Genomic DNA, 23,798 nt, shown 5'->3' with positions numbered 1-23,798 from the left:
AACGTACCATTGTCAGCGATTTGCGGTCGCAAAGATTCTGTAAACTTACTTTAAGGATTTGTTGCAACAGGTTAGTCACCGGCCCGTGTCCGGCTTTTGCGATTCGCTGCTGGTGCCGTCGCTTAGTCGTTTCGATTGAGATACTCTTTGAGCTTCGTTGCTAGGACACGTACATGAGGCGGAGCGACCATCGTGTAATGGTTACCTGGCACCTCGTGAATATCCAGGCCTCCCCGTGCGAATTGCTTCCACCCAAGATCGCCATCAGGTTCATTAGTGGATGTGCGCAGCCCCTTCTTGGCTGCAAAAAGAACGGACCGGCTGTCGTTGGGCCGAGGCGTATATTCGCGCAGCGCAATTCTATTTGCCTCGGCGACTGCCAGGATATTATTGAGCTGCGTTTCGCCCATGTCGGGTACGTTGCCTGCTTGCATTCCGAAATCCAGCAATGCCGTGACCTGACACTCACGTTTGATGGAGTTCAGGCTTCGCCAATGTTTCTTCAGCGCTGGAAAAAGGACACTCAATGTGACCGCTTGCTCGCTAAGCCAGTCAGGAATACGGCGGGTGCCGAGCAAGCGGTGGTACCGGCTGCTTGTGTGCTCTTCATCCTTGTGAAGCGCTTTGGCATCGAGCAGCCCAACTATTGCTACCTCGTCACCAGCATCGCGCAATTGGCAGCCCATTTCCCAAGCAATGCTACCGCCCATAGACAAGCCGGCGAGCTGATAAGGGCCGCGTGGTTGTACGCTCATGATGGCCTCAACATATTCCCCTGCCATCTCGGCAATGCTCAGGTGAGGTTTTGCCTCACCATTCAGGCCTCGCGCCTGTAACCCGAAGAGCGGCTGGTCTGCACCTAATGCTTTAGCAAGAGGCGTGTATAAGAGTACATGTCCGCCAAAGGGGTGGGGGCAAAACAGAGGCACTCGCGATCCGCCGGTTTGTATCGGCACCAATGCGCTCGGACGCGCGCTTGCGGGGGTCTTCGAGAGGGCTACCGCGAGCCCGCTTGGTGTCTGATGTTCCAGCAGCAGGGAGACAGCCAATCTCTCTCCCGTTAGCTGCTCGATGCGATCGATCACGCTTAAGGCGCTCAACGAATCGCCACCAACATCAAAGAAGCTGTCGGTCAGGCCAACGTCATCCAAGCCCAAAATGTCCCGATAGACCGCCGCTATTTGACGGTCCAAAGCTCCCTCAGCAGACACCTCAACCACAATCGGACTGCGCACCCATTCGCTCCCAGTCGGATGATCGACGGATGCTGCGCCAGTGTTAGGCTGGTTCAAATTGGCATTTTGTACCTGCTCCCTAGTGGCGACCGCATCGAGCCAGTAACGCTTGCGATCAAAAGGATAAGGCGGGAGGGGAGTTCGCAGCGGGGGCTTATGATCGTGCAGGCCAGACCAATCAATGCGAACGCCGCAGGTCCAAAGCTTGCCCAGTGTCTGTAACAGTCTCAGGCGATCGCCTTGCTCGTGATCGCCGCGCGGCAAGGCCGAAAAGGCGAGGGGACTGCGAGGGTTGATCTTTGAGTTGAACCGCTTGGAATGTCCTGTCAGGGCAGCGCCAGGCCCCATCTCAATGAACAATTCGTGGCCCGATTGCACCAGCCGATCGATGGCCTTATGGAACTGCACCGTCTCTCGCAGATTGCGGACCCAGTAGCTGCCATCAGGCGGCACGTCTGCCTCCAGCCAGTCACCGAGTACCGTTGACATGAAAGGTACTTGCGGCGCGTGCAACTCGACTTGTCCTGCATAAATCCTAAACTCCGACAAGATCGGATCGAGTAGAGATGAATGCACGGCATGGCTTCCACGTATTCGTTTGCTCGCAATAGATTTCGCCTGCAGTCGCTCATGAAACGCTTCGATCTCGGATGCGGCCCCCGAAACGACGCACTGACGTGGGTCATTTATTGCCGCCAATGAAAGGCGTTCGTTCCAATAGGGCTGGAGCTCTTCCGGCGACAGGCTGACTGCAACAATCCCGCCGGCAGGCACACGCGACGTTAACTGTCCTCTTATCAGCGTCAGTCGAATAGCATCAGGTAACGAGATAATGCCCGCAAAATGAGCGGCTGCATATTCGCCGATGCTGTGGCCGATCACAGCTGCAGGGATAATGCCCCACGACATGAAGAGCTTCGTCATTGCATATTGCGTAGCAAAGATGACAGGCTGTATGACGGCTTCCAGCTGAGGCTCAAGCTCGCCATCAGATTTGCCTTCGCAGTAGAGCAGGGGGCGGAAATCAATATGTGCGAGCTCGTCAAGCCAGTTTGCGCATTCGTCGATGGCGTTGCGGAATACCGGCTCTTCTTCATAAAGCTCCCGACCCATTCCGATTTGCTGCCCGCCCTGGCCGGAGAACATGAACACGATGCGGTGTTCACTGCCTGACGCCTCTCGAGACGTGCCCGCATTCAGTGCCGCCTGATCGAATTGGTCGGCTAGTTCCACCAAATCGGATCCCACGAAACTTGTGCGATGGCTGAGAGCTGCTCGACCGGTTTGCAGGGTGTATGCGATATTGGCTGCGCTGTGCTGAATATCGCTTCGGCGCATAAAGCCGGCCAGTTGCCGGAGTATCTCGGTCATTGCCGATCTGCTCGCCGCCGATACCGGAAAGACGTGCGGCCTGCGACTGGCCTGCGCACCAGTTCGCGGCGGAGCCTCCTCGAGGATCGCGTGCGCGTTCGTGCCACCAATGCCAAATGAGCTGACCCCGCCGCGCCGCGGCCGACTACCGTTGGGCCAAGCGGTGCAGGTCTTGTTTACGAACAACGGGCTCTCCTGAAAGTCTATATTTGGGTTTGGTTTTTCGAAATGCAGGCTTGCGGCAATGACGCCCCTGTTCAGCATTGTTGCGAGCTTTATCAATCCCGTTACACCCGCTGCTGCGTCGAGATGGCCGATATTTGTCTTGACCGAACCTATTGCGCAGAATTGTTTCTTTGCTGTGTGGGAACCGAAAGCCTTGGTCAGGCCGGCGATTTCGATCGGGTCTCCAAGATAGGTTCCCGTACCATGAGCCTCCACATAACCAATGGTGTCCGCAGAGACCTCAGCATCGGTTAGGGCAGCTTGGACCACGGCAGCCTGCCCATCAGCACTGGGGGCAGTGAACCCTACCTTGGCGGCGCCATCATTGTTGATGGCGGTTCCCTTTATGACTGCCCAGATATAGTCGCCATCTCTACAGGCATCACTCAGCCGTTTGAGCACGACCACCGCTGCTCCGCTGCCTCTCACCGTCCCTTGTGCTTTAGCATCGAACGCACGGCAGTGGCCGTCAGGGGACAAGATATGGCCTTGTTGATGGAGATAGCCTTTCCCATGGGGCAGGGAAATCGACGCACCGCCCGCCAGTGCCATATCGCACTCGTTACTGCGCAAGCCCTGGCAAGCGAGATGGACAGCAACCAGCGAAGTAGAGCATGCCGTCTGAACTGACACGCAGGGCCCGGTCAAATTGAGCTTGTAGGCAATGCGCGTCGCCGTGAAATCCTGGCCGTTAAGAATGCGGATCTGCAACTTCTCTGAATCCAGCAGGTCGCGGCCTGCTTCCCGTTCAGCGAGATAGTGGTTGGCCCCCACGCCGGCAAAGACACCGACTCGGCCTTCTCCGTTCTCGCGCGATCCGTATCCCGCATGGTCGAGCGCCTGATACGCCGTTTCCAGCAGGATCCGCTGTTGCGGGTCCATCCACGCTGCTTCCTTAGGCGAGATGCCGAAGAACGCTGCGTCAAACAGATCAACTCCGCTGATAACGGCTTCGCGCCTCACATAATTAGGCTTGCCAAACGTGCCAGGATCAACGCCAGCTTCTCGCAATGTCTGTTCATCCAAGTCTGCGATGGACTCAATGCCATCGACCAGATTGCTCCAGAATTGATCAACGTTTTCCGCTCCCGGGAACCTGCCTGCCATGCCGATGATCGCGACTGCATTGCCGTTCTGTTCGACCTTCCTTTCGCCTGCGGCCAGGCCAATTGGTTTCTTAAGATACTGAGTGAGGCGAGGGGCGTCTGAAATTGTGGCCAAGTGCGCAGCGAGCGTTCTTATAGTGGGGTGCTCGAACAAATCCAGAATCTTGCAATCAATGCCCAGACGGTCGTGAATACGCGCTTGCACCTGAACAATGGCCAGGGAATGTCCGCCAACATCGAAGAAACTGTCTTCACCGCCAACGGAGTCCAATTTGAGCACGTCCTTCCAGATGTCAGCCACTTCCGTCTGCAACCTGCCGGTCGGAAAAGTTGCGGCCTTTAATGTCGAGGCGCTTCTCCTCGTCTCGGGAAGAGCGCACCGATCGATCTTGCCGCTGCGATTGGTCGGTAGCTGTGGAAGGAACACGAACTGTGAGGGAATCATGTAGCCAGGCAGCGCGGCGCGCAGAAAAGACTGCAGTCCATCGGTGTCCTCCGAACCTTCCCGACTCACCACATAAGCTGTCAGGCTCGCATTTTCGCCGAGACGATCTGTCAGCGTGACACAGCATGCTTTGACGTTTTCGTGCTCCATCAGACACTGCTCGATTTCGGCAAGTTCAACCCGCATGCCGCGGATTTTGACCTGTTCGTCCTTTCGGCCCAAGAACTCAATCGTGCCATCTGACCGATACCGGGCCAGATCCCCAGTTCTGTAGAGCCTGGATTGCGGATCATCATCGAACGGGTTAGGCCGGAAAACCTCGCGCGTGAGGTCATCGCGATTGATGTATCCTCGGGCTATGCCGACGCCCCCGATGTAGAGTTCACCGATTGCGCCGACCGGTGTCGGATTACCATAGCGATCGAGGATGTAAGCCTTGCTATTGATTGCGGGGCGCCCAATGGGTGGCTTCCGCCCGTCGGCTTTCACCTCGGTCCTTATGCAATAGACGGTCGTTTCGGTGGGCCCATAGGAATTGAAGATGCGGCGCTTCTCACCCCATCGCTCGATGAGGCTCGATGGTAAGGGCTCTCCACCCGACTTGATCACGGTGAGATCAGGAAGATCAGTCGACGGCAAGGAGGTCCAAGCTGTCGGTGTAAGACCGGCAGCGGTGATGCGCTCACGCCGCATGAACTCGACAAGCTCTGCTCCGGGCAGCGATGCTGATGGGGGCGCAAGGCACAATCGGCCACCCGAGGACAAAGCCAGGATAAAATCGAATAGCGATGCATCAAATCCGCAGGAAGCGAACTGCAATACTCGGCTATCCGGCCCCAGCTGATAAGTGCGTCTTAGATCCTCCGCCATGTTGCAGGCGCTGCGATGTTCGATCATCACGCCTTTCGGCTGACCTGTGGAGCCGGACGTATAAATAACGTAAGCCAAGTCGGAGGGGCCGGCGGGGCAGTGCGGAGGCGTGATTTCATGCAGAGCAATTTCGGTGTGGTCTTTATCTAGGAGAACGACTGCGCATTCATTCGCACCTTCAATGTTTCGCCCTGACAGGGCATCCCCGAAAGTCTGTTCTCTGAGCTCCGATTTGCTGATGAGCGCAGTGGCACCAGCATCCCGTAACATGAAACGCAGGCGCTGGGGTGGCAGTCGCGGATCGAGAGGAAGATAGACGGCCCCCGCCTTCAGGACCGCTAAAAACCCGACAATGAGATCGCAAGAGCGCTCAACGAGAATGCCGACCACGTCTCCAAGACGGACTCCTTTTGAAATCAGATGACGCGCAAGCTTGTTTGCCCTTTGCTCAAGTACAGCATAGCTGAGTGCCTCCACTGGGCAGCTGACAGCGATATTGTCTGGGTAAGTGGCAGCCTGCGCTTCGATCAGGTTGTGTAAGCAAATAGTGGACGGAAACGGTTCAGCTGTCTCGTTAAAATCGTGAAGGAGCTGGTGTTCCTCTTCTGACATCAGAAGACTATAATCGCCTATCCGTCGCGCTGGCGCATCTGCAATCGCCTCAAGCAACAAATGATAGTGCTTCGCAAGCCGCTCTATGGTGGTAGCATCCCACAAATCCGCTTTATACACGACGTCAAGGCGGACACTTTCCTTGCCGGCCAGGATTCGAAAATCAAGATCGATCCAGATGTCGGTCTCGCAAAGTCGGATTTGCGCAGGCAAGCCGGAGAGGTTGACGTCGCATGGCGTGAAGCCAAGAGAACTCACCGCCGCCGGTATGAAGTTGAAAACTGCTTGCGCAAGCGGATTCCGATCAGCAGCAGGAGGGAGCTTGAGCTTCTCCAGCAGCAGGGGAAGAGGAAAATACTCGTGGCTGCGCGCGCAGCGCATGAGCTGACGCACCCGCTGCAAATGGTCGAGGAAGGTGGGATTTCCGGAAAAATTCTGCCGCAGGGCGGCCAGGGTCACAAAGTAGCCGAGGGTCCCCGAAAAATCTGCTGCCGGGCGACCGAGGCGTGGCACGTAAAGTGTGATGTCGTCCTGGTCGCAATACCGATGGAGCAGGACGTAATACGAAGCAAGCAGTACGGTGGCGAGCGTCACTTTTTCCTGGTGCGCCAGTCGTTCCAAGCGCTCGACCACGGGCTTGTCGATATCCAGGGAGAACACTGACCCTGTGTGCGTTGCGGGCGCAGTCCGTGGTTTGTCGGTCGGAAAGGCCAGGTCGGGCTCATGATCGACAAATTGGGTGCGCCAGTACGCCCACATACGCTCCCCGTCGTCGCCGGCAAGGAGTCGGTCCTGCCAGGCTACGAAGTCCCCGTAAGGAGCCGCCGTGGTCAGGTCCGCCATATCCGTGTCGCCGCAAAACGCTTGGTAGAGCCTGCCGAACTCGTGCAGGAAGGTGCGAATGCTGTAGGCGTCGGATATGATGTGGTGGAAATTGAGGAGGAGAACCTCTTCCGTGGCACTGCTGACGAAAAGGTGAGCGCGAAACAATGGCCCATGTTCCAGCTTGAAAGGCGAGCGAGCTTCCGCTGCGATGGAATGATCGAAGTCCGCCTCTTCGAGACCTTGTAGCCGAACGACATGAAAACTCAGAAGGGCAGTCTCATGAATGCGCTGATGGATCTGCTCGCCTTCCTGGTGAAAGGTCGTGCGCAGCATTTCATGGCGGTCAATCAAAGACTGGAGCGCGCGCCGCAAGGCATCAATGTCGAACGGTGCCTTTATGCGCAGCTCGACTGGCAGATTGTATTCGCTACCGGTCGGTCGTTTTTGATGATGTATCCAAAGGCCCATCTGACCATGCGACAGCGGGCGCGTAACATGATCCATTGCTTTCTCCAGCCACATAGTTGTGCGGAGAACACTACCCGTCTTCTCTTGGGGGCGGTCTGAATTTTTAGAGAATTATTATTTCATTCATGTGAACCTATTGTATTAAAAAATACATATCTTAATAATTTGAATTGCCGATGCCCGGAGATATAAGTTTTAAAGAAAGATAAAAAGAAAGATAAAAAGAAAGATCGAGAGGTATAAAGTTGTTTCACGATCGTTAAAAGGCTTCATATATCTTTACACATCGCGGGCCTTCGGCAATGTAGAAGCGTCTCCTAGACAGCAACCGAGCCACCTAAAGCAGCTGAAGGATCTGAACGGCCAAAGCGAGAAAACCGTTTGTGCTGATCAGGCAACAGCGTGTGGTGGAGCAAGCTTTGATGCATGCATTCGAATAGGCAGACGGGCACCATCGACGTTTGGGTTTTTCGGCATTCTCGGCTGACGATCCCTACGTTGCGTATGCGCGAAATTCTGAGCCCAACTGAGCGGAGACGGGCTGAGAAAATTCGTCACATGGATATGCGCCTTTCGTATCTTCAGGCAAAGTGCGCTTTTCGGATCATCCTTTCTGCGCACTTGCATGTTCCGCTGAGAGATCTCCAGATGACCGTTTCGCGCTTCGGCAAGCCCCGATTGCCGGCGCACGATATTGAAGTGAGCCAAGCTCATAGCCACGATTGGTCGGCCGTCGCCATATCAACCTTGGGCTTCGTTGGGATAGATATTGAGGTTTGGCGCCCCCTGGCAAATTGCCGGCAGTTGGCTTGCCAAGTCATGACCGACCAAGAGGCAAGGGTTTTTGAAGACATTCCGAGCGAGCTGACTGTGCGAAAGTTCTTGAAGCTGTGGACCAGAAAAGAGGCCGTACTGAAATGCGCGGGTCTTGGTCTCCGCCAAGATCCGCGTGGCCTTCATACAGGCTGGGATGAGCCGGCCGTGCAATTTGGTGACGTGCAATATTACCTCAACGCACTCCCAGTCTGCGGGCAATTGGTGGGGCATTTAGCATCGCATGTTCCTTTAAAGGAGCTATGGCGGAAACTGGGTGATGACGGTTTGAGGAGAGCGGCGTATCGAGGCGGGTGAGGGCTCAGGAAGACGAGACCATTCTCTCGAACGGCATTTTTCAAGCCATGGTTCTGGTAGGTTCGTCCACCTGGATCGGTCAGGACTGATCGGGTCCTGACGGATTACAGGATTGGTTCAATGGGTATCGTCAGGCGGCTTTCCCTCCGACGTTGCTCAGAATGGTGCCTTCGATCACGACGCCGGTGCACATATTTCCACAGCGCGACCAGCAATTTGCGGGCAAGCGCCATGATCGTCGTCTTGCGCTGGCGGCCACCATTGCACTCGACGCGCTCGTGGAACCAGCGGGCGAGCGCCGAGTGTGGCTGGTGACGCAGCCACAGCCAGGCAAGCTGGATCATCGTCGTTCGCAATCGCGGATTGCCGGCCTTCGACACAGCAAATACGAGTTTCCACAGCACAGTTCCGACCTGGAACTACCGTGTCGCCCATGTCCATGGGCGGATCACAATCCACGACGACGCAGCGATACGTCCGCCGCAACGTCGCGAAGGCGACGCACAAACACGAAGCGGGCCAGCTTGACCGCTGGAAGATGGGTGACGCGCCGAGAGATTCCATCGACTCCATGGTCAAGGCCATCGTCGCCCTGGGGATCGAAATCACCCGCCTGTTCGGCAAGACCAAGCTCAACCAGAACAAGGAACCGCGGGACATTCGCGGTGCGGGGGAAAAGCTGATTTCCCAAGGCGAGACAGAGGTGGGACGGGCCATGCTGCAGCATTAGAGGTGGGATCGAAATAGCAAGCGTTCGGTGGATACGGCGCACATGCGGCCGTTCGCCACCTCTGGCGAGGAATGGTAGACCACCGGTGGTCCCGGCAGCTTCACGATGAATCGCACTTGGCGGGGTATGTCGATCGAGGCTGGCTCGCCGGCATCGCGGACGGCGCTGATCAACCACTTAATAGTCTCTGCATCTCGTTCGCCTCACTCAAAGGGGGTCAATTCCTGGATTCGTTTGACAGCCCGATCCCGCATTTGAACGATCGGTCAGGCTCACGACCTTCGGGAGACCTTTTCGCCGACATTGTCCGGGCGAGACGTTCAATCAGCTGATCAAGTTCCTCGGCGCGCCGCGATGAAAATTCGCGTTCGGACTCGCCTGATTCTCGCCCTAGTAGTGAGGTGGAACGCCGGTGTGAACGAGGCACATCGCCGGACCCGAGATCGACGGCGGGGCTCCGCTTGACGACTTAGGGCTCCGCCGCACGGCGGGCGGACGCAGCAGTTTCGTCGGCGAGGGCATGGGCGCGCGCAGGCTTCAGCGATGCCGTGCGCCCGCGACTGTTAGGACTGCCGCGCTTCGAGCCGGGCATCACGCCACGTTAAGCAAAATGCTGGTTTCTGTTGAGGTAACGCCATCGATGGTTCGAATTGCGCGTAGTGCGCGATCAAGATCTACGAGGTTTTTGGCACGAAGCTCGGCTATATAATCCCACACTCCGTTTGTCGTATAAAGCGCGGCGACTTCAGGAATCCCATTAAGGGCTTCGATGAACACTGTGGGTCTCTTACCGGACGTCTTCACACCCATCACAGCCCGCAAAACCGTTTCATCAGCCTCTTGTCGAGTGCGAACGGTAAACCCTCGTATCGCGCCGGACGAGATCAAACGGTCAAGGCGCTTCTGTATCGTCCCTCTTGAGACCTGCAGCTTATCCGCAAGTACCGCCACTGGCATTCGTCCATCTAGCCTTAGGAGGGCAATGAGCCGCCTGTCAAAATCGTCCATTTGTATCCATCGCCTAACAGAGTGTCCCTTGATGTATAGCAAAATGATCGAATTTCCTAGCATTTAGTGGACGAAAGTTAGCTTTACGTTACGCGCCGCGCAACGTTATGATCATCACAATAGCGGTTTGGGAGGACATGAATGCTGACACCCTACGTTGAATCTCTTCGGACTGGCTGGTCGTAAGCTCTCTCCGCAGACCAACTGGACCTCGTTAAGAAGCAGGTTCTGTCGGATACAGGGCTCAGGGCAACTCCATCCTGGTGCCATCCCGAAAGGGAGGGCGCGAGCAAGATGAACCTCGACGGCTGTCGCCTCGGTCCCACGCTTTATCTCGGAAGTATCTATCTTGGCACAACTCTATCTTGGCACAACATTGAACCACCAGTCCAAAGCTACGGCGGACTTTTCTAGAGCCGATGAGACTACTGATTGTCGCGAGGAATTTGCATGAGCCACTATTCTGCCTTGTCGATTTTACGCAATGGACTGTCGGGGAACAAAGAGTGGTCTCGTGCATGGCGCGACCCTGCTCCAAAGCCAAGTTACGACGTAGTCATCGTGGGTGGTGGTGGTCATGGTCTTGCTACCGCATACTACCTTGCCAAAGAGCATGGGATACGAAACGTCGCAGTTCTTGAGAAGGGCTGGCTTGGGGGTGGCAATACGGGACGCAACACGACCATTGTCCGCTCGACCTACATGATGCCCGGCAATACACAGTTCTATGAGCGCTCGTTGCAGCTTTGGGAAAACCTCAGCCAGGAACTCAACTACAATGTGATGATGTCACAGCGTGGTTACTACTATGTTTTCCATTCGCCGGGACAAGGGGAAGCCCTACGGCGCCGCGCCAACGTGATGCGATCTAACGGTATCGATGCAGAATTCTTCGATCGAGTGGAGATCATGAAGCGGCTCCCTCACCTCGACTACTCAGCGACTGCGCGGTTTCCGATCCACGGAGCATTCTTACAAGGCCGCGCCGGTACAGCGCGCCACGACGCGGTCGCATGGGGGTTCGCGCGTGGGGCCAACCAGCAAGGGGTCGACATCATCCAGCAGTGCGAGGTGGTGGGCTACATCTGGGACAAGGACAAAATAATCGGAGTCGAGACAACACGTGGTCCGATCCGGGCGAACAAGGTAGCGCTGGCGGTTGCCGGCCATACCAGCCATTTGGCGTCCAAGGCGGGACTTCGTTTGCCCATCGAAACCCACGTTCTCCAGGCGTTTGTTACGGAGCCGGTGAAACCACTCGTTGACCATGTGATCGTCTACGGGGGAGCGCATTTCTATATCAGCCAGTCCGATAAAGGCGGCTTGGTGCTCGGCGGCGATCTCGATGGGTTTAACTCATATGCCCAGCGCGGCGGACTGCCAGTCGTCGAACACACGCTCCAAAGCGCCATAGCCCTCATGCCCTCGCTGTCGCGTCTGCGTCTGCTTCGCCATTGGGCTGGGGCAATGGATATGACGATGGACGGCTCGCCGATCATTGCAAAAATGCCTATCGAGGGGCTCTGGCTGAACGGCGGCTGGTGCTACGGCGGCTTCAAGGCGACACCCGCATCCGGCTACTGCTTTGCGTGGACTATCGCAAAGGGCGAGCCTCACCCAGACAATGCAAAATTTACCCTGGACCGTTTCGAACGCGGATACCAGATCGACGAGTCGGGCTCCGGCCCGTATCCCAAGGCGCATTGAGGTTCAATCATGCTAAGAATTCATTGCCCGGTCTGCGGACTGCGGGACGAAACTGAGTTCACGTACGGCGAAGATGCAACCATTCGCCGGCCCGATATGAACGAAACCGATCCCAAGATTTGGCACGACTACGTGTTCATCCGCGAGAACCCTCGCGGTCCGCATAAAGAATACTGGCATCACGTCGTCGGATGCAGGCAGTGGATCGTCGTTGAACGCGATACATTGACCCACGAAATGTTTGGCTCCGTCCTGGCGCGTGAGGCGGCAGTATGACCGCGCGGCGGCTCGCGACCGGCGGACGGATTAATCGCTCTCTGAGCTTCACCGTTCAATTCGACGGGCGGCCATATCGGGCACATCCCGGGGACACTTTAGCATCCGCGCTCCTTGCTAACGGTCAGCAGATTGTTGGGCGCAGCTTTAAATATCACCGACCGCGTGGTCTGGTGGCGGCTGGTGTCGAAGAGACAAACGCTCTCGTCCATCTTCGTGAGGGTGATCGCCACGAACCCAATGCGCAGGCCACAATGGTCGAGGTCTTCGACGGTCTGACGTCGACGTCCCAAAACGTCTGGCCGAGTCTCCAATTCGATGTTGGAGCGATTAACGGGCTGCTGTCCCGCTTCTTCGGAGCTGGCTTTTACTACAAAACGTTCATCGGCCCCTTCAGCGGGACGAAGTTCTGGATGTTCTGCGAGGGTTTCATCCGTAGGGCGGCCGGCATGGGCCGGGCAACGACTTTCCCTGATCCCGATCACTATGAGAAGATCAATGCATTCTGTGATGTCCTGATCGTTGGCGCTGGTCCGGCGGGGATTGCCGCAGCCCTCGCGGCAGGCCGCAGGGGCGACAACGTCATACTAGTGGAGCAGGACCGTGATCTTGGCGGATCGCTCCTCAGCGAACCCTTCGGTTCGACCTCCGATGGTTGGCTTACCCAGGCCCTTGCGGAGCTTGACGATCTCCCCAATGTTCGTGTTCTGACGCGTACCACGGCTTTTGGTGCATATGACTGTGAGGTGTTCGGCCTCGTGGAGCGGGTGCAGGACCACGTCCTTGCGCCTGACGAGGGAAAACCGAGGCAGCGCTATTGGGTTGTGCGGACCAAACGGGCCGTCCTGGCGACCGGAGCGATCGAACGACCCATGGTATTCGCCGGCAATGACGTGCCCGGGGTTATGCTCATCTCAGCTGTTCGTAGTTATCTGAACCGATATGCTGTCCTTGCCGGCGAGCGGATCGTCGTGGCAACAAACAATGACAGCGCCTACACCGCGGCCATCGAACTCGCAAATTCGGGTGCCAAGGTGACAATCTGCGACCTGCGTAGGGAAATCCCGGCACACCTCGGCGCAAATGCTAAGAATGCGGGCATTGACTTGCGGCCCGGCCAAGCAGTCCTGAAAGTGGTGGGTGGCAAAAGCGTAAAGGCTGCATACCTTGTTCCCGTTACCCCAGAAGGTAAAGCGATGGGCAGAAGGGTCCGGATTTCTTGCGATCTTGTCGCCGCATCCGGTGGTTGGGTTCCGACGCTGCATTTGTGGAGCCAGCGATTTGGAAAGCCACATTATGACAAGGAATTGGACACCTTTCTGCCGTCGGTGGAAAAAGGAGCCTTCACATGCGTTGGCTCGCTTGTCGGCTCCCCATCGCTCAGGGATTCTCTCTTGCAGGGCCACAAAGCTGGTGGAGGCACCGGGAAAGAACCAGCGCTATTTGGGCACGCTGATTTCTGGGGCCGCAACCTTCTGCCGGTGGCAGTCATCACCAGGGCCGATGGCAGTACTCCCGGCAAGGCATTCGTGGATTTCCAGCACGACGTGAAGCTTGCCGATATTGATCAGGCCCATCTTGAAGGCTACGTATCGGTCGAACATCTCAAGCGCTATACAACCTCCGGCATGGCAGCCGACCAGGGCAAGACTTCGAATCTAAATGCGCTTGCCCGGATGGCCGAATTGCGCGGCCTGACAATTCCCAACGTTGGTACGACGACGTTTCGTCCACCCTATACCCCGGTGGCGATCGGCGCCATTGTCGGCCACGACCACGGCCTTCATCTTCGCCCGACCCGGCTTTCCACCATCCACGATTGGCACAAGGAAAACGGTGCCGAAATGATGGACGCCGGCGTTTGGCTGCGACCCTGGTATTATCCAGTGAACGGTGAAAGCCTCAACGAGGCCTATGTTCGCGAGGCTGCCCATGTTCGCGAACATGCCGGCATCGTCGATGTCTCTACGCTCGGCAAGATCGCGGTGCAGGGACCTGACGCCGCCGAATTCCTAAATCGGGTCTATGTGAATGGCTTCAAGACCCTTCCTGTCGGCCGGCTGCGCTATGGCATTATGCTACGAGAAGACGGCTTTGTCTTCGACGATGGCGCGACCGCCAGGATCGGCGAGAACGAGTTTTTTATGTCGACCACCACGGCCAATGCCGCCAAGGTGCTCGCATGGGCCGAACACCTCCTTCAGACCGCCTGGCGCGATCTCAAGGTGCATGTCACGTCCGTCACCGACCAGTGGGCTGCGATCGCAATTGCCGGGCCGAAATCCGGGCGCGTATTGATGGATATTACGGGTGCAGACCTGAGCAGGGAGGCTCTGCCCAACAACCACTTCACCCTCGTCACGATCGACGATGTGCCTTGCCGCCTCCATCGCATGAGCTTTTCGGGTGAACTTGCCTATGAGCTTTACGTTCCGGCCAAACGGGGCCGCGAGATTTGGGAAGCTCTAATTGCAATCGGTGTCCCATATAATCTCAAGCCGTACGGCCTTGAGGCAATGGGCGCCCTTCGCATCGAGAAAGGGCATATTGCCGGCTCGGAAATCGAAGGTCGCACAACCATGAAGGATCTGGGTCTGGAAGGTTTTGCTTCGAGCAAGAAACCGTTTGTCGGCTCCGTGCTGCGCAAGCGGTCACTACTTGAAGACCCGCTACGGCCTTGTTTGGTAGGGCTGGAGATTATGGGCGATGCTGGCGCGAGAGCGGGGTCCCTTCTATACGCCCTGAATGCTCCCACCAAGGGCCATGGTGAAGGATGGGTATCTGCCACGACGTACTCTCCGGCGCTGAAGAAGAATATTGCGCTGGCACTTCTGTCGCGTGGCCCCCAGCGATTTGGTGAGACAATCCAGGTGGTGGACTTTGTCGGCAATCAATCATGGCAGGCAAAAGTCGTCTCGCATCATTTCTTCGATCCGGAAGGACATCGTCAGAATGGCTAAGAAACATCCGATGCCTATCCGCGGCATGACGAGCGATGGCCAACCAGTCACAATCAGCGAAGTGGAGCTGGGGAGCCTGACGCAACTTGCCGGATGGGATAACTTTGACAAGCTAGCTGGTGGCATACTTCGAAAGAAATCCCTTTCACTTCCCCAAGACTGCCGCTTTTCGTTTCGACGAGGATTGACCACGGTATGGCGCATTGCGCCCGATCGCGTGCTAGTGCGCTCCGACACAGCTATGAGCTTTGAAGCAGTAGAGCCACTCGTGGCGTTGGAACTATCGCATTCGCGGGTGTGCGTGCGACTCGAGGGCCCTGGTGCGGCAAGCCTGCTAAGTCGCGTTATCGCAATTGATCTGTCAGAGGTGGGCTTTCCCGTGGGAACGTTCGCGCAAACTGCGATTCACCATGTTAGCGTGCTCGTTGACCGATTTGGAGGCGATGAGTTCGATGTTCTAATTCCGACCACGTTTGGTGGATCCGTGTCTGGCTTCCTGGTTGAGCATCTCAATCGTGCCCGGTGATCTGCGGGTTCAAGGACGCATCGCTGCCAATCACGGTCCCGAGTCTGATGCGCTTCCCTGCCGCGCCTTAGGCGCCAGCAGGGGGTGGAGTACTCCACCCCCAATGAGAATGGGTTGAGCAGCCAAAAATAACTTGTGTCCAAGGGTTCTTCGTCCGTCGGCGCGGTTGTCGCATTCCGGCCAGAACGCGTCGCTTATCCATTCAGAACAGCCCAATCGAAGAGACAGCTGAAAGGGGATACGCAAGCAGCAAAATTATCTTGTACACAAGCTGTAAACCGTGCTATGTGAGGAGAGAGGGGCAAGCACTGGGCACGGCTTGGCTACTCAAGACAACAATAACTGATCTCAAGATAGATCCGAGAGTAATAAGCTCTCGAAGGGGAATTGCATGCCTGGGTACGACAACGTTCAAAATCCGCTCATCAAATTCCATAAGGTTAACAAGACCTACGATGGAAAGACTTTTGTTGTGAGCGACCTCTGCCTAGAAATTTACAAGGGCGAGTTTCTTGCGTTGCTGGGCCCATCAGGATCGGGAAAAAGTACAACTCTTGGAATGCTCGCTGGCTTCGAGCATCCATCTAGCGGCAGTATCACCTTGGGTGGTAGATCGCTTGAAGACACGCCAACCCATAAGCGCAAGTTTGGAATGGTCTTCCAGAATTATTCGCTTTTCCCTCACATGACGGTCATGGAGAACATCATTTTCCCCCTTCGAATGCAGGGAATGTCGAGGGCGGATGCCTACAAGCTTGGGCAATCAGCGCTTGAGTTGGTCGATCTGCGAGATCCCGGGATGGGAAAAAGACGACCTGATCAGCTTTCGGGAGGGCAACAGCAGCGCATCGCTCTCGCCCGCGCACTCGTCTTCAAGCCGCTTGTCATTTTATTTGATGAACCGCTCGGTGCCCTAGACAAAAGGCTACGCGAGCAAATGCAACTTGAACTGCGCCAGCTTCATAAGCGTCTCGGCGTCACAATGATCTTCGTCACGCATGATCAAAGCGAAGCGCTCACGATGGCCGACCGCGTGGCGGTGTTTGACAAGGGTAGGATCCAGCAAATTGCCTCGCCCATGCGACTCTACGACGAGCCGGAGACAGCTTTTGTCGCCTCATTCGTTGGCGAGAATAACAAATTTCAAGCCAAAGTTGTCCGATCCCAAGGCGAACTCTGTGAGGTGGCGCTTTGTGATGGCACCAAAGCTGAAGGAGTCAGCCCAAGCCGCCTGTTGCCAGGCGCGGGCGCTGTTTTGGTCGTTCGTCCCGAGCGGGTGGTAGTGTCTCCGACGGACGATTGCAGCAACAGATATGGGGCCAAGATAAAGGAGGTTATCGAACTAGGCGACCAGACCAGGCTCAGGCTGGACATCGCCGGTGATAACGAAATTCTCGTCAAAGTCCCCAGGATCAGCGGCATACCCGGGTTTCAAATCGGGCAAGAACTAGTCGTCGGATGGAAGGCCAAGGACTGCAGGATTCTGGAGGTATAGCAGTAAGTCACAAAGCAGACTGCCTATCGGCCCTAGCTCTTGCTGGATCGATGGCGCTGCGGGGTAACAAGAAGCCAGTGTCAACATACTAAACCAGCAGAAAAGGGGAAGTGCATGATCAACATGTCAGAAAAGCTTTACGTGGCTGTCACTGCAATGGGATTGCTTGCGGGAGCCACCGCCGCGGCTAAAGCTGAGGATCTCACCATCGCGTCGTACGGCGGCGCAACCGAAGACGCTTATCGTAAAGAGTGGTACGAGCCCTTCACCAAGGCCACAGGGATCAATATCCTGACCGATGCGTTCACGGGCGACGTCGGAAAGGTCCGAGCGATGTCGACCACAGGGACATACAATTGGCAACTAGCCGATAGTGAGTCAGTAATTGCCGCAATCGGCTGCCAGCAGGATTTCCTGGAACGGTTCGATCTCAGCCGGCTCAAACTGACGAAAGATGATTTTGTTCCTGGAAGCTTGCTCGACTGCGGGATCCCAGACGTCATCTACTCAGTCAATTTTGCATACGACACAAACCAAGTGGCAGAACCTGGTCCCAAGTCCTGGGCCGACTTCTGGAATGTGGAAAAGTGGCCCGGCAAACGCGCAATGCGGAAGTCGCCCAACGGAACCCTTGAGTTTGCTTTGCTAGCTGATGGCGTGCCAATGGGTAAGGTCTACGAAGTTCTGGGGACACCGGAGGGTGTCGACCGGGCATTCGCCAGCTTATCGAAGCTGAAGCCCAACATCGTCTGGTGGGAGACCGGCGCTCAATCGATTCAGCTACTCGCGGACAAAGAGGTAGCGATGACCGTCGGCTGGAATGGCCGACTGTATGGCGCCGCGCACACTGAAGGGCAGAAACAGATCAAGACCGTTTGGAATCAGTTTCGTTGGGAGACATCAATGTGGATTATGCCAAAAGGCGCTCCGAATGCTGATGCTGCCTACGAGTTCCTTAAGTTTTCTAGTCAGCCAGAAGTGAACGCGGCAATCACAAAACATCTGACTTATAGCCCGGCGATTGCTGCGGCGGAAAAATACATAAAACCTGAACTCAGGTCCGAGTTGCCGACAAGTTCGGAGAACATCAAAAATGGCTTTCCAATGGACGTTCAATTCTGGGCTGATCATCAGGACGATCTAACGCAACGTTTTAATTACTGGGTTGCTCAGCAATAGCTATATCAATCTCCGAGCTGCCAACGAAGCATTGACAGTACCGGCTTGGAACGTTGCTGGAGTAATGAAATGAGCGCGAAAGCTATATCTACCGAACTGGATGAGTTGGCCGCCAGCAGCTTTCTTCGTGCTTCTCTTAGGAAGGAGGTGCGACTGTTCGCACTTGTCGCACCTCTTTTGGTATTCCTCTCTCTAATATTTGTCATCCCTATTGGGTGGATGTTGCTCAGGGGCATCGAAGATCCTGAAGTATCCGCTGCTCTGCCGAATACGGCAAATCTAATCCAGCGCTGGGACGGGGCCGGCCTGCCAAGCGAGGAGGTAATCGCAGCCCTCGCTATCGACATCAAGCACGCAGCGACGGATAGGACGCTCGGCCAGGCGGGCATGCGCTTGAACTACGCGATACCCGGCTTCCAATCGTTGCTGATGAAGACGGCAGAAAAGCTACCAGAGTCCCAGCCAGGCGGTGCTCTCGTGGCGTTGAGCGAGATCGATCAACGCTGGACAGAGAATCGCTATTGGTTGGCAATTCGCGATGCCGCCAATAAATATTCACTGTTCTACTTCAACTCTGCCTTCGGGTTATCCAAACAGGGCCCGGCTGGCGACGGGCAGGGGTTTTACCTCGATGTTCTCTTCCGAACGCTCTGGATGACGCTGGTAGTCACGACTGGTTGCGTCGTCTTGGGATATCCGTTGGCTTATTTCCTAGCGACTATTTCGCCGGCTTGGCGGAATATATTGATCCTGTTCGTCCTCCTCCCGTTCTGGACGTCTCTACTCGTCCGGACCGTAGCCTGGTTCGTATTGTTGCAGAAGCATGGAGTTGTAAATGACGTCGGAATTTACTTAGGACTATGGTCTAAGCCGCTGGACCTGATCTACAACAGATTTTCGGTATACGTAGCTATGACCCACGTAATGCTTCCATTCATGGTGCTTCCGTTGTACAGCGTCATGCTTAAGATACCGAAAACTTACATGAACGCTGCAGCCACTCTCGGAGCACCCCCGTTCCGAGCCTTCAGGGAAGTGTACCTCCCACTTAGCTTTCCAGGGCTTGGTGCGGGTATATTGCTTGTCTTTATCGTTAGTCTCGGATTCTATATCACGCCTGCTCTTCTTGGTGGGCCGGCTGACCAAATGTTGAGCTACTACATCGCTCAGAACGCTAGCAACCTCGGAAATGTGGGGCTTGCGGCGGCACTTAGCGTGCTCCTGCTTGCCATCGTTGGAGTTGTCATCTTTGTGTGCGGCAGACTTGGCTTAATTGCCAACAGGCGGGAGGCGTAAAGTGGCTTCATTGTTTTCGAAACGCTTATTCCGCTTTGACAGGATAGCACTGTGGGTTGTCTGTTCCCTTATAATGGGGTTCCTCATTGTGCCGATCGTTGTAGTTGTACCCCTGTCATTTAATTCGGCGCCCTATTTCACATATCCGATGCCAGGGGTTTCACTGCGATGGTACGCTGAGATTTTTGGTGGCTCATCCGCTTCGCTTATGTGGCAAAGGGGGATTCAAAACAGCTTCATAATCGGCATGTCGTCAACTGTCTTAGCGACCATTCTAGGGACGTTGGCCGCATTGGGTCTTAGTCAGAGCAATTGGCGACATAAGAACTTCATATTCGCTGTCCTTGTGTCGCCCTTGGTGGTGCCGGTAATCGTAGCCGGACTCGGCTTCTTTTATGTCTTCGCAAAATTGAAACTCGTTGGCACGTTCTGGAGCATAATATTGGCCCACGCGGCGCTCGGCGCTCCCTTTGTTGTCATAACGGTCTCCGCAACCCTTAAGGGATTCAACCAAACACTCCTTCGAGCGGCGGCGGTACACGGAGCATCTCCTGGCCGCGCCTTCTTTGAAGTGACTTTGCCATTGATTTCACCCGGGGTGATCTCAGGTGCAATCTTCGCTTTTGTCTGGTCATGGGACGAAGTCGTCGTAACGCTTTTTCTCGCTGCTCCGCCGCAACATACTGTCCCCATCAGGATGTGGAGTGGTGTAAGGGAAAGCTTTAATCCTACGATCACAGCGGTGGCCACACTGTTGATCGTCATGGCAATCATTTTGATGTTGCTGGTTGATCAACTGAACAGACGTAGCGCGCGTTTCAAGAACGCGTCGCATTAGCTTCCGACAGCACTGGGCGTCGAGCTCACCGGAAGCCTTCGCCGCCCCTCATAGGTATCAACTTGGATAGAACCTCGCTAGCACCTGTAAAGGAAATGGAAATGGATCAAGTAATCGACGGAGGTCGCGCTCAACGACGTGAGCGCGTCATGGCAGTACAAGAACGATGCCGCGAGCGCAATGTGGACGTGGCGATCTTTACCAGTCCAGAGAACATTTATTACTTGGCCGGTCTCGATTATGAAGGATACTTCTGCCTTCACGCGCTCCTGGTCCCCGCTGACGGCGAGCCAGTGCTCTTCGCGAGGAGCCTCGAAGCGCCAACCATCCTACGGCAGGCGAAAGATGTCCGCTATGTTGGCTATGGGGACAATGACGATGTCGCAGCGGCAATCGCGACACAACTGGTCGCGATGGCCGGAGAGAGCCCGCGTTTGGCGTTGCAAAGGAGCAGCGCCTTCAATGCCGCAATTGACGCTCCTCTTCGGGCAGCTTTGCCCAACGCGGAGTTTCTTGACTCATCGGGCATTGTCGAAGAAATGCGCATGATCAAGTCCCCCTTAGAAATCGAACAGATTAAACGCGCGGCGCGGATCTCCGAGATCATGGTTGCGGCGGGAGCTGACGCCGCTGGCCATGGCGTGACCGAAAACACTGTCGCAGCCGAAGTCTACAGAGCCATGATCTCCGCGGGAGGACAGTCCCCTGGTTTCCCGCCATTCATCAGGTCCGTGGATAGGATTTGCGAGCCCCACACCACTTGGACCTCACGGGAACTCAAGACGGGCGACTCGTTCCTGCTGGAGCTCTCGGGGTGTATCGACAGATATCACGCTCCGATGGCTCGGACAGGCTCTATCGGTCCAGCTTCGGCGCCAGCAAGGAAGCTTGCTGAAATCAGCAACCAGGCACACATCAAGGCTTTGAATGCGCTCAAGCCAGGTGTTCTTGCGTCGGATGTGCATACTGCGTGGCAGGCTCATCTTAATGCGTCTAAAGTGTTTGCACGACTCAAGCACTGCGGTTACACGGTCGGGATATCATTTCCACCGACATGGACTGGTGGCCCCGGCATAAACAGCCTGCACGGGGCGAGTAATGTTCAAATACGAGAGGGAATGGTATTCCATCTCATCACATGGATCACGGATGACGTTGGCAATGATAATTTCCTGTCGGACTGTGTGTTGGTCGGAAAGTCCGGTGGGGTGTTCCTGACAAATATGTCACGCGATCTGGCGGAGGTCTAACAGCGTCGGCGAGCGCAGATTGCGCTCGCCGCCTTGCATACAGGAGCCGTGGAAACAGTGAACGTTGTAGAGACTTTCCAATCCCCCAATTCAGTATCAGACATTTATGAGATTCTGCGGAACCGCATTGCTCTGTTAGAGTATTCTCCGGGAACAAAGTTGTCCGAGAACACACTAGCAGCTGAGTTTGGGATCAGCCGAACACCCCTTCGGAAGGTCCTTCATCGCCTCGAATTTGAACACCTTTTGGTCAGGTCCCAGGGTTCCTATACGACCGTAACGGAGGTGGACGCAAAAACTCTCAGCCAGATATATGAGGTAAGAATGGTTCTGGCTGAGAACCTTTACAGGTTCATTGATTTACCGATACCGGCCCGCACAATTGAAACCCTGCAGAGCTTGGCTGAAGAGGCGGAGCAGCTGAAACACAAAAAAGACATCCATCTGCTTGGCCGCATACACCGCGATGTCGAAAAAGCTCTTTCAGGGGCAATTTCTAACGCACGGGCTCGGGAAGTCACAGAAAACCTCTACTGTGAGATTGGTAGAATATGGCTGAGCTGCGTCCCGAAACTTGATTGGGGAGAAGAAGTGGAACTGCTCTCGTCAGACGTCCGAGAACTGATTTATGCACTACAAGGCGGCGACCTGCGTGGATTCGGTTTCCGCAGGCGAAACCAGGCTGCGATTACGCTTGGTCGTATTTGTAAAGTCATTTCGCCGGGTGAGGCTTAGAGGTACTTAACTCAATGGTGGCTTTCGCAACAACAAATTTCGAAGTTGCGATAACTGGCCGAAGGCTGGAGTAATTGCCAGGATTCCACGTCTGCAGCCAGTGAACCGTGCAGGGAAGCTCGTCGATGGGTAGAAGGCGCGGGCCGGGGGGTGAAGCATCGCGTGAAGACGAACCGCCGAGACACCTTATCTTTTGCCGCGCTTGCTGCGCGGTCGAAGCTAAAGGGCGGTTCGGGTTCCCATGAGGCACGAAGCGATGCGGGGTCGTCCGGCACGCTTGCAGCTGCAGTCGAGACACTGCGAGTCGCCAGCAAGTGAGTGCTGCTCAAGCATGGCCGTGCCAGTGCTCGCAAGAGGAGTTGGACGACGCGCTATAAGCGCAGCGATTAGGAACAGCGGTTCCACCATCCGCATATCAGCCGCGCTCAAGAAGTTGGTCGGGCGGTTGGGGTTGTCGAAGAAACTGGTCTGACGATTAGCGCCGTTGATGCGAATGGTTGCCACGGACCGATGTGTCGTCCTTGAATTAACCGCTGCGGCCCTCAGCAAGGGGCAAATTCGAGATGCATCTTGACGAACTAGTAACGCGGCGGATAGAACGACGGCAGCCATCTCCAGCTGTTGTTTGTATGCGGCCTACTGGCTGCACTGGGCTTGGACCAGATGGACTCTAGTCTGCATGTTATTTCCGCGACCTCGGCGTCTATATCGCGTTTTCTCCCGAGAGCCTCACGCAATTCCGATCGCGCGATATCTTCCTCGGTGAAAGGACCTAACTTCCATTTCATAGTGGTCGCTGTCCTCTGTTGACACTAAGGAATCACAGGACGTCCCTGTCCACGTTGGAAAAGGACGTCATCCGGCGATCGTCGAAATGTTTAACGTTAAATCAGACTTTATGGTTGTTCAAGGAACAACGCTTGTAACCGCAGTCTGCAACAGGTCCCATTCGGACACTGGATGCTCTCACAAGTCCTGATCAGAGAGAGCATCCGAGCTGGGTATCACCAGCGCTGCAAAGACAATCTCAATTGTGCGGCGCCAAACCGATGCTATAAGATTTCTCATGAACCTGCCGGTATGCTGGCGACCAATATCGTGTCCATCCAATGAGGCTTTTTGCCGAAACTGCGAGATAAGGATGTCGCATTGGACGTACGCATCCGGTGAAGATCGCAGACGTGCGTATCCGGCGGCCATGAGCACCTGAGCACAGCGGTGCTGGGGTCAAGCTTTCGATGGGGAGACGCGATGATATTCTTCGAGGAGGAGTTTGACCTCCTCGATGCCTTCATCGGTGAATGCCAAGATCCCGTCGTCATCATTGGCGCCGTACACCCAGATGACGCCGTCCTCGGGCTCGAGACCGAGGGTCAGTTCCTGGATGAGCGCTTCGCTGACGCCGAGGTCCCTGGCGACACGTTCACGGTGTAGACGTGATGCACCTTATTGCGCTGCATGATCAGGCCGCCGCTGGTTGGGGCCGCAGTTTTGCGGATCTCCAATTCCA

The 23,798-nt window shown here is 55.6% G+C and carries 15 protein-coding genes and 3 pseudogenes; 15 read left to right on the top strand and 3 right to left on the bottom strand.

Annotation, left to right across the window (positions count from 1 at the left end):
* Positions 1–122 precede the first annotated feature (122 nt).
* The gene (locus tag NKH36_RS13880) at positions 123–7,193 is read right to left on the bottom strand and encodes a hybrid non-ribosomal peptide synthetase/type I polyketide synthase (protein WP_352962688.1); all 7,071 of its coding nucleotides are present in this window, start codon (positions 7,191–7,193) and stop codon (positions 123–125) included.
* Positions 7,194–7,715: 522 nt separating this feature from the next.
* Between NKH36_RS13880 and NKH36_RS13875 the strand changes: the two genes are divergently transcribed.
* A complete protein-coding gene (locus NKH36_RS13875) occupies positions 7,716–8,288 on the top strand; it encodes a 4'-phosphopantetheinyl transferase family protein (RefSeq protein WP_352962685.1) in 573 nt (190 codons plus the stop codon).
* A 130-nt stretch (positions 8,289–8,418) separates the two neighbouring features.
* Here the strand turns inward: NKH36_RS13875 and NKH36_RS13870 are convergent.
* Positions 8,419–8,668, bottom strand: a pseudogene (locus NKH36_RS13870) (IS110 family transposase); the annotation flags it as partial.
* Between NKH36_RS13870 and NKH36_RS13865 the strand changes: the two are divergent.
* Together NKH36_RS13865 and NKH36_RS13860 are read left to right on the top strand one after the other, a co-directional pair.
* Positions 8,652–8,714 (top strand): annotated as a pseudogene (locus NKH36_RS13865) (hypothetical protein); the annotation flags it as partial. The pseudogenes NKH36_RS13870 and NKH36_RS13865 sit on opposite strands and share 17 nt — an antisense overlap.
* Before the next feature lie 7 nt (positions 8,715–8,721).
* Positions 8,722–9,018, top strand: a complete 297-nt coding sequence (locus NKH36_RS13860) for an FMN-binding negative transcriptional regulator (RefSeq protein WP_352962682.1) — start codon at positions 8,722–8,724, stop codon at positions 9,016–9,018.
* Positions 9,019–9,609: 591 nt separating this feature from the next.
* Here NKH36_RS13860 and NKH36_RS13855 read toward each other — a convergent pair.
* Positions 9,610–10,026: an Lrp/AsnC family transcriptional regulator gene (locus tag NKH36_RS13855; protein WP_352962679.1), complete on the bottom strand. Its 417-nt coding sequence runs from the start codon at positions 10,024–10,026 to the stop codon at positions 9,610–9,612.
* Positions 10,027–10,476: 450 nt separating this feature from the next.
* Between NKH36_RS13855 and NKH36_RS13850 the strand changes: the two genes are divergently transcribed.
* The 12 genes and pseudogenes from NKH36_RS13850 (at position 10,477) to NKH36_RS13795 (ending at position 23,722) form a co-directional block, all read left to right on the top strand.
* A complete protein-coding gene (locus NKH36_RS13850; RefSeq protein ID WP_352962676.1) occupies positions 10,477–11,733 on the top strand; it encodes a sarcosine oxidase subunit beta family protein in 1,257 nt (418 codons plus the stop codon).
* Positions 11,734–11,742: 9 nt separating this feature from the next.
* A complete protein-coding gene (locus NKH36_RS13845) occupies positions 11,743–12,009 on the top strand; it encodes a sarcosine oxidase subunit delta (protein WP_287241565.1) in 267 nt (88 codons plus the stop codon).
* Positions 12,006–14,969 (top strand): sarcosine oxidase subunit alpha family protein, encoded by a 2,964-nt coding sequence (locus NKH36_RS13840; RefSeq protein ID WP_352962673.1) that lies wholly within the window; start codon positions 12,006–12,008, stop codon positions 14,967–14,969. The genes NKH36_RS13845 and NKH36_RS13840 overlap by 4 nt, the downstream gene beginning before the upstream one ends.
* The gene (locus NKH36_RS13835; RefSeq protein WP_352962670.1) at positions 14,962–15,495 is read left to right on the top strand and encodes a sarcosine oxidase subunit gamma; all 534 of its coding nucleotides are present in this window, start codon (positions 14,962–14,964) and stop codon (positions 15,493–15,495) included. The genes NKH36_RS13840 and NKH36_RS13835 overlap by 8 nt, the downstream gene beginning before the upstream one ends.
* Positions 15,496–15,886: 391 nt before the next feature.
* Complete coding sequence (locus NKH36_RS13830) at positions 15,887–16,990, top strand: ABC transporter ATP-binding protein (RefSeq protein WP_352962667.1); 1,104 nt, start codon at positions 15,887–15,889, stop codon at positions 16,988–16,990.
* A gap of 114 nt (positions 16,991–17,104) precedes the next feature.
* A complete protein-coding gene (locus tag NKH36_RS13825; protein ID WP_352962664.1) occupies positions 17,105–18,169 on the top strand; it encodes an ABC transporter substrate-binding protein in 1,065 nt (354 codons plus the stop codon).
* 69 nt (positions 18,170–18,238) lie between these two features.
* Positions 18,239–19,465, top strand: coding sequence for an ABC transporter permease (locus NKH36_RS13820; protein WP_352962661.1), 1,227 nt, complete (start codon positions 18,239–18,241; stop codon positions 19,463–19,465).
* 1 nt (position 19,466) lies between these two features.
* Positions 19,467–20,303, top strand: a complete 837-nt coding sequence (locus tag NKH36_RS13815) for an ABC transporter permease (RefSeq protein ID WP_502912037.1) — start codon at positions 19,467–19,469, stop codon at positions 20,301–20,303.
* Between the two features lie 101 nt (positions 20,304–20,404).
* Positions 20,405–21,553: a M24 family metallopeptidase gene (locus NKH36_RS13810; RefSeq protein ID WP_352962659.1), complete on the top strand. Its 1,149-nt coding sequence runs from the start codon at positions 20,405–20,407 to the stop codon at positions 21,551–21,553.
* Between the two features lie 48 nt (positions 21,554–21,601).
* Positions 21,602–21,820, top strand: a pseudogene (locus NKH36_RS13805) (GntR family transcriptional regulator); the annotation flags it as partial.
* A gap of 57 nt (positions 21,821–21,877) precedes the next feature.
* Positions 21,878–22,288 carry a hypothetical protein gene (locus NKH36_RS13800; protein ID WP_352962877.1) on the top strand — a complete coding sequence of 137 codons (411 nt, stop codon included), beginning with the start codon at positions 21,878–21,880 and terminating at the stop codon, positions 22,286–22,288.
* Between the two features lie 1,251 nt (positions 22,289–23,539).
* Complete coding sequence (locus NKH36_RS13795; protein ID WP_352962656.1) at positions 23,540–23,722, top strand: hypothetical protein; 183 nt, start codon at positions 23,540–23,542, stop codon at positions 23,720–23,722.
* The last annotated feature ends 76 nt before the right edge of the window (positions 23,723–23,798 follow it).

Source organism: Mesorhizobium sp. M1312, from assembly GCF_040318115.1.
Lineage (GTDB): Bacteria > Pseudomonadota > Alphaproteobacteria > Rhizobiales > Rhizobiaceae > Mesorhizobium.
Note: the sequence above shows the minus strand (reverse complement) of the source record. Positions and strands in the feature narration are given on the sequence as shown.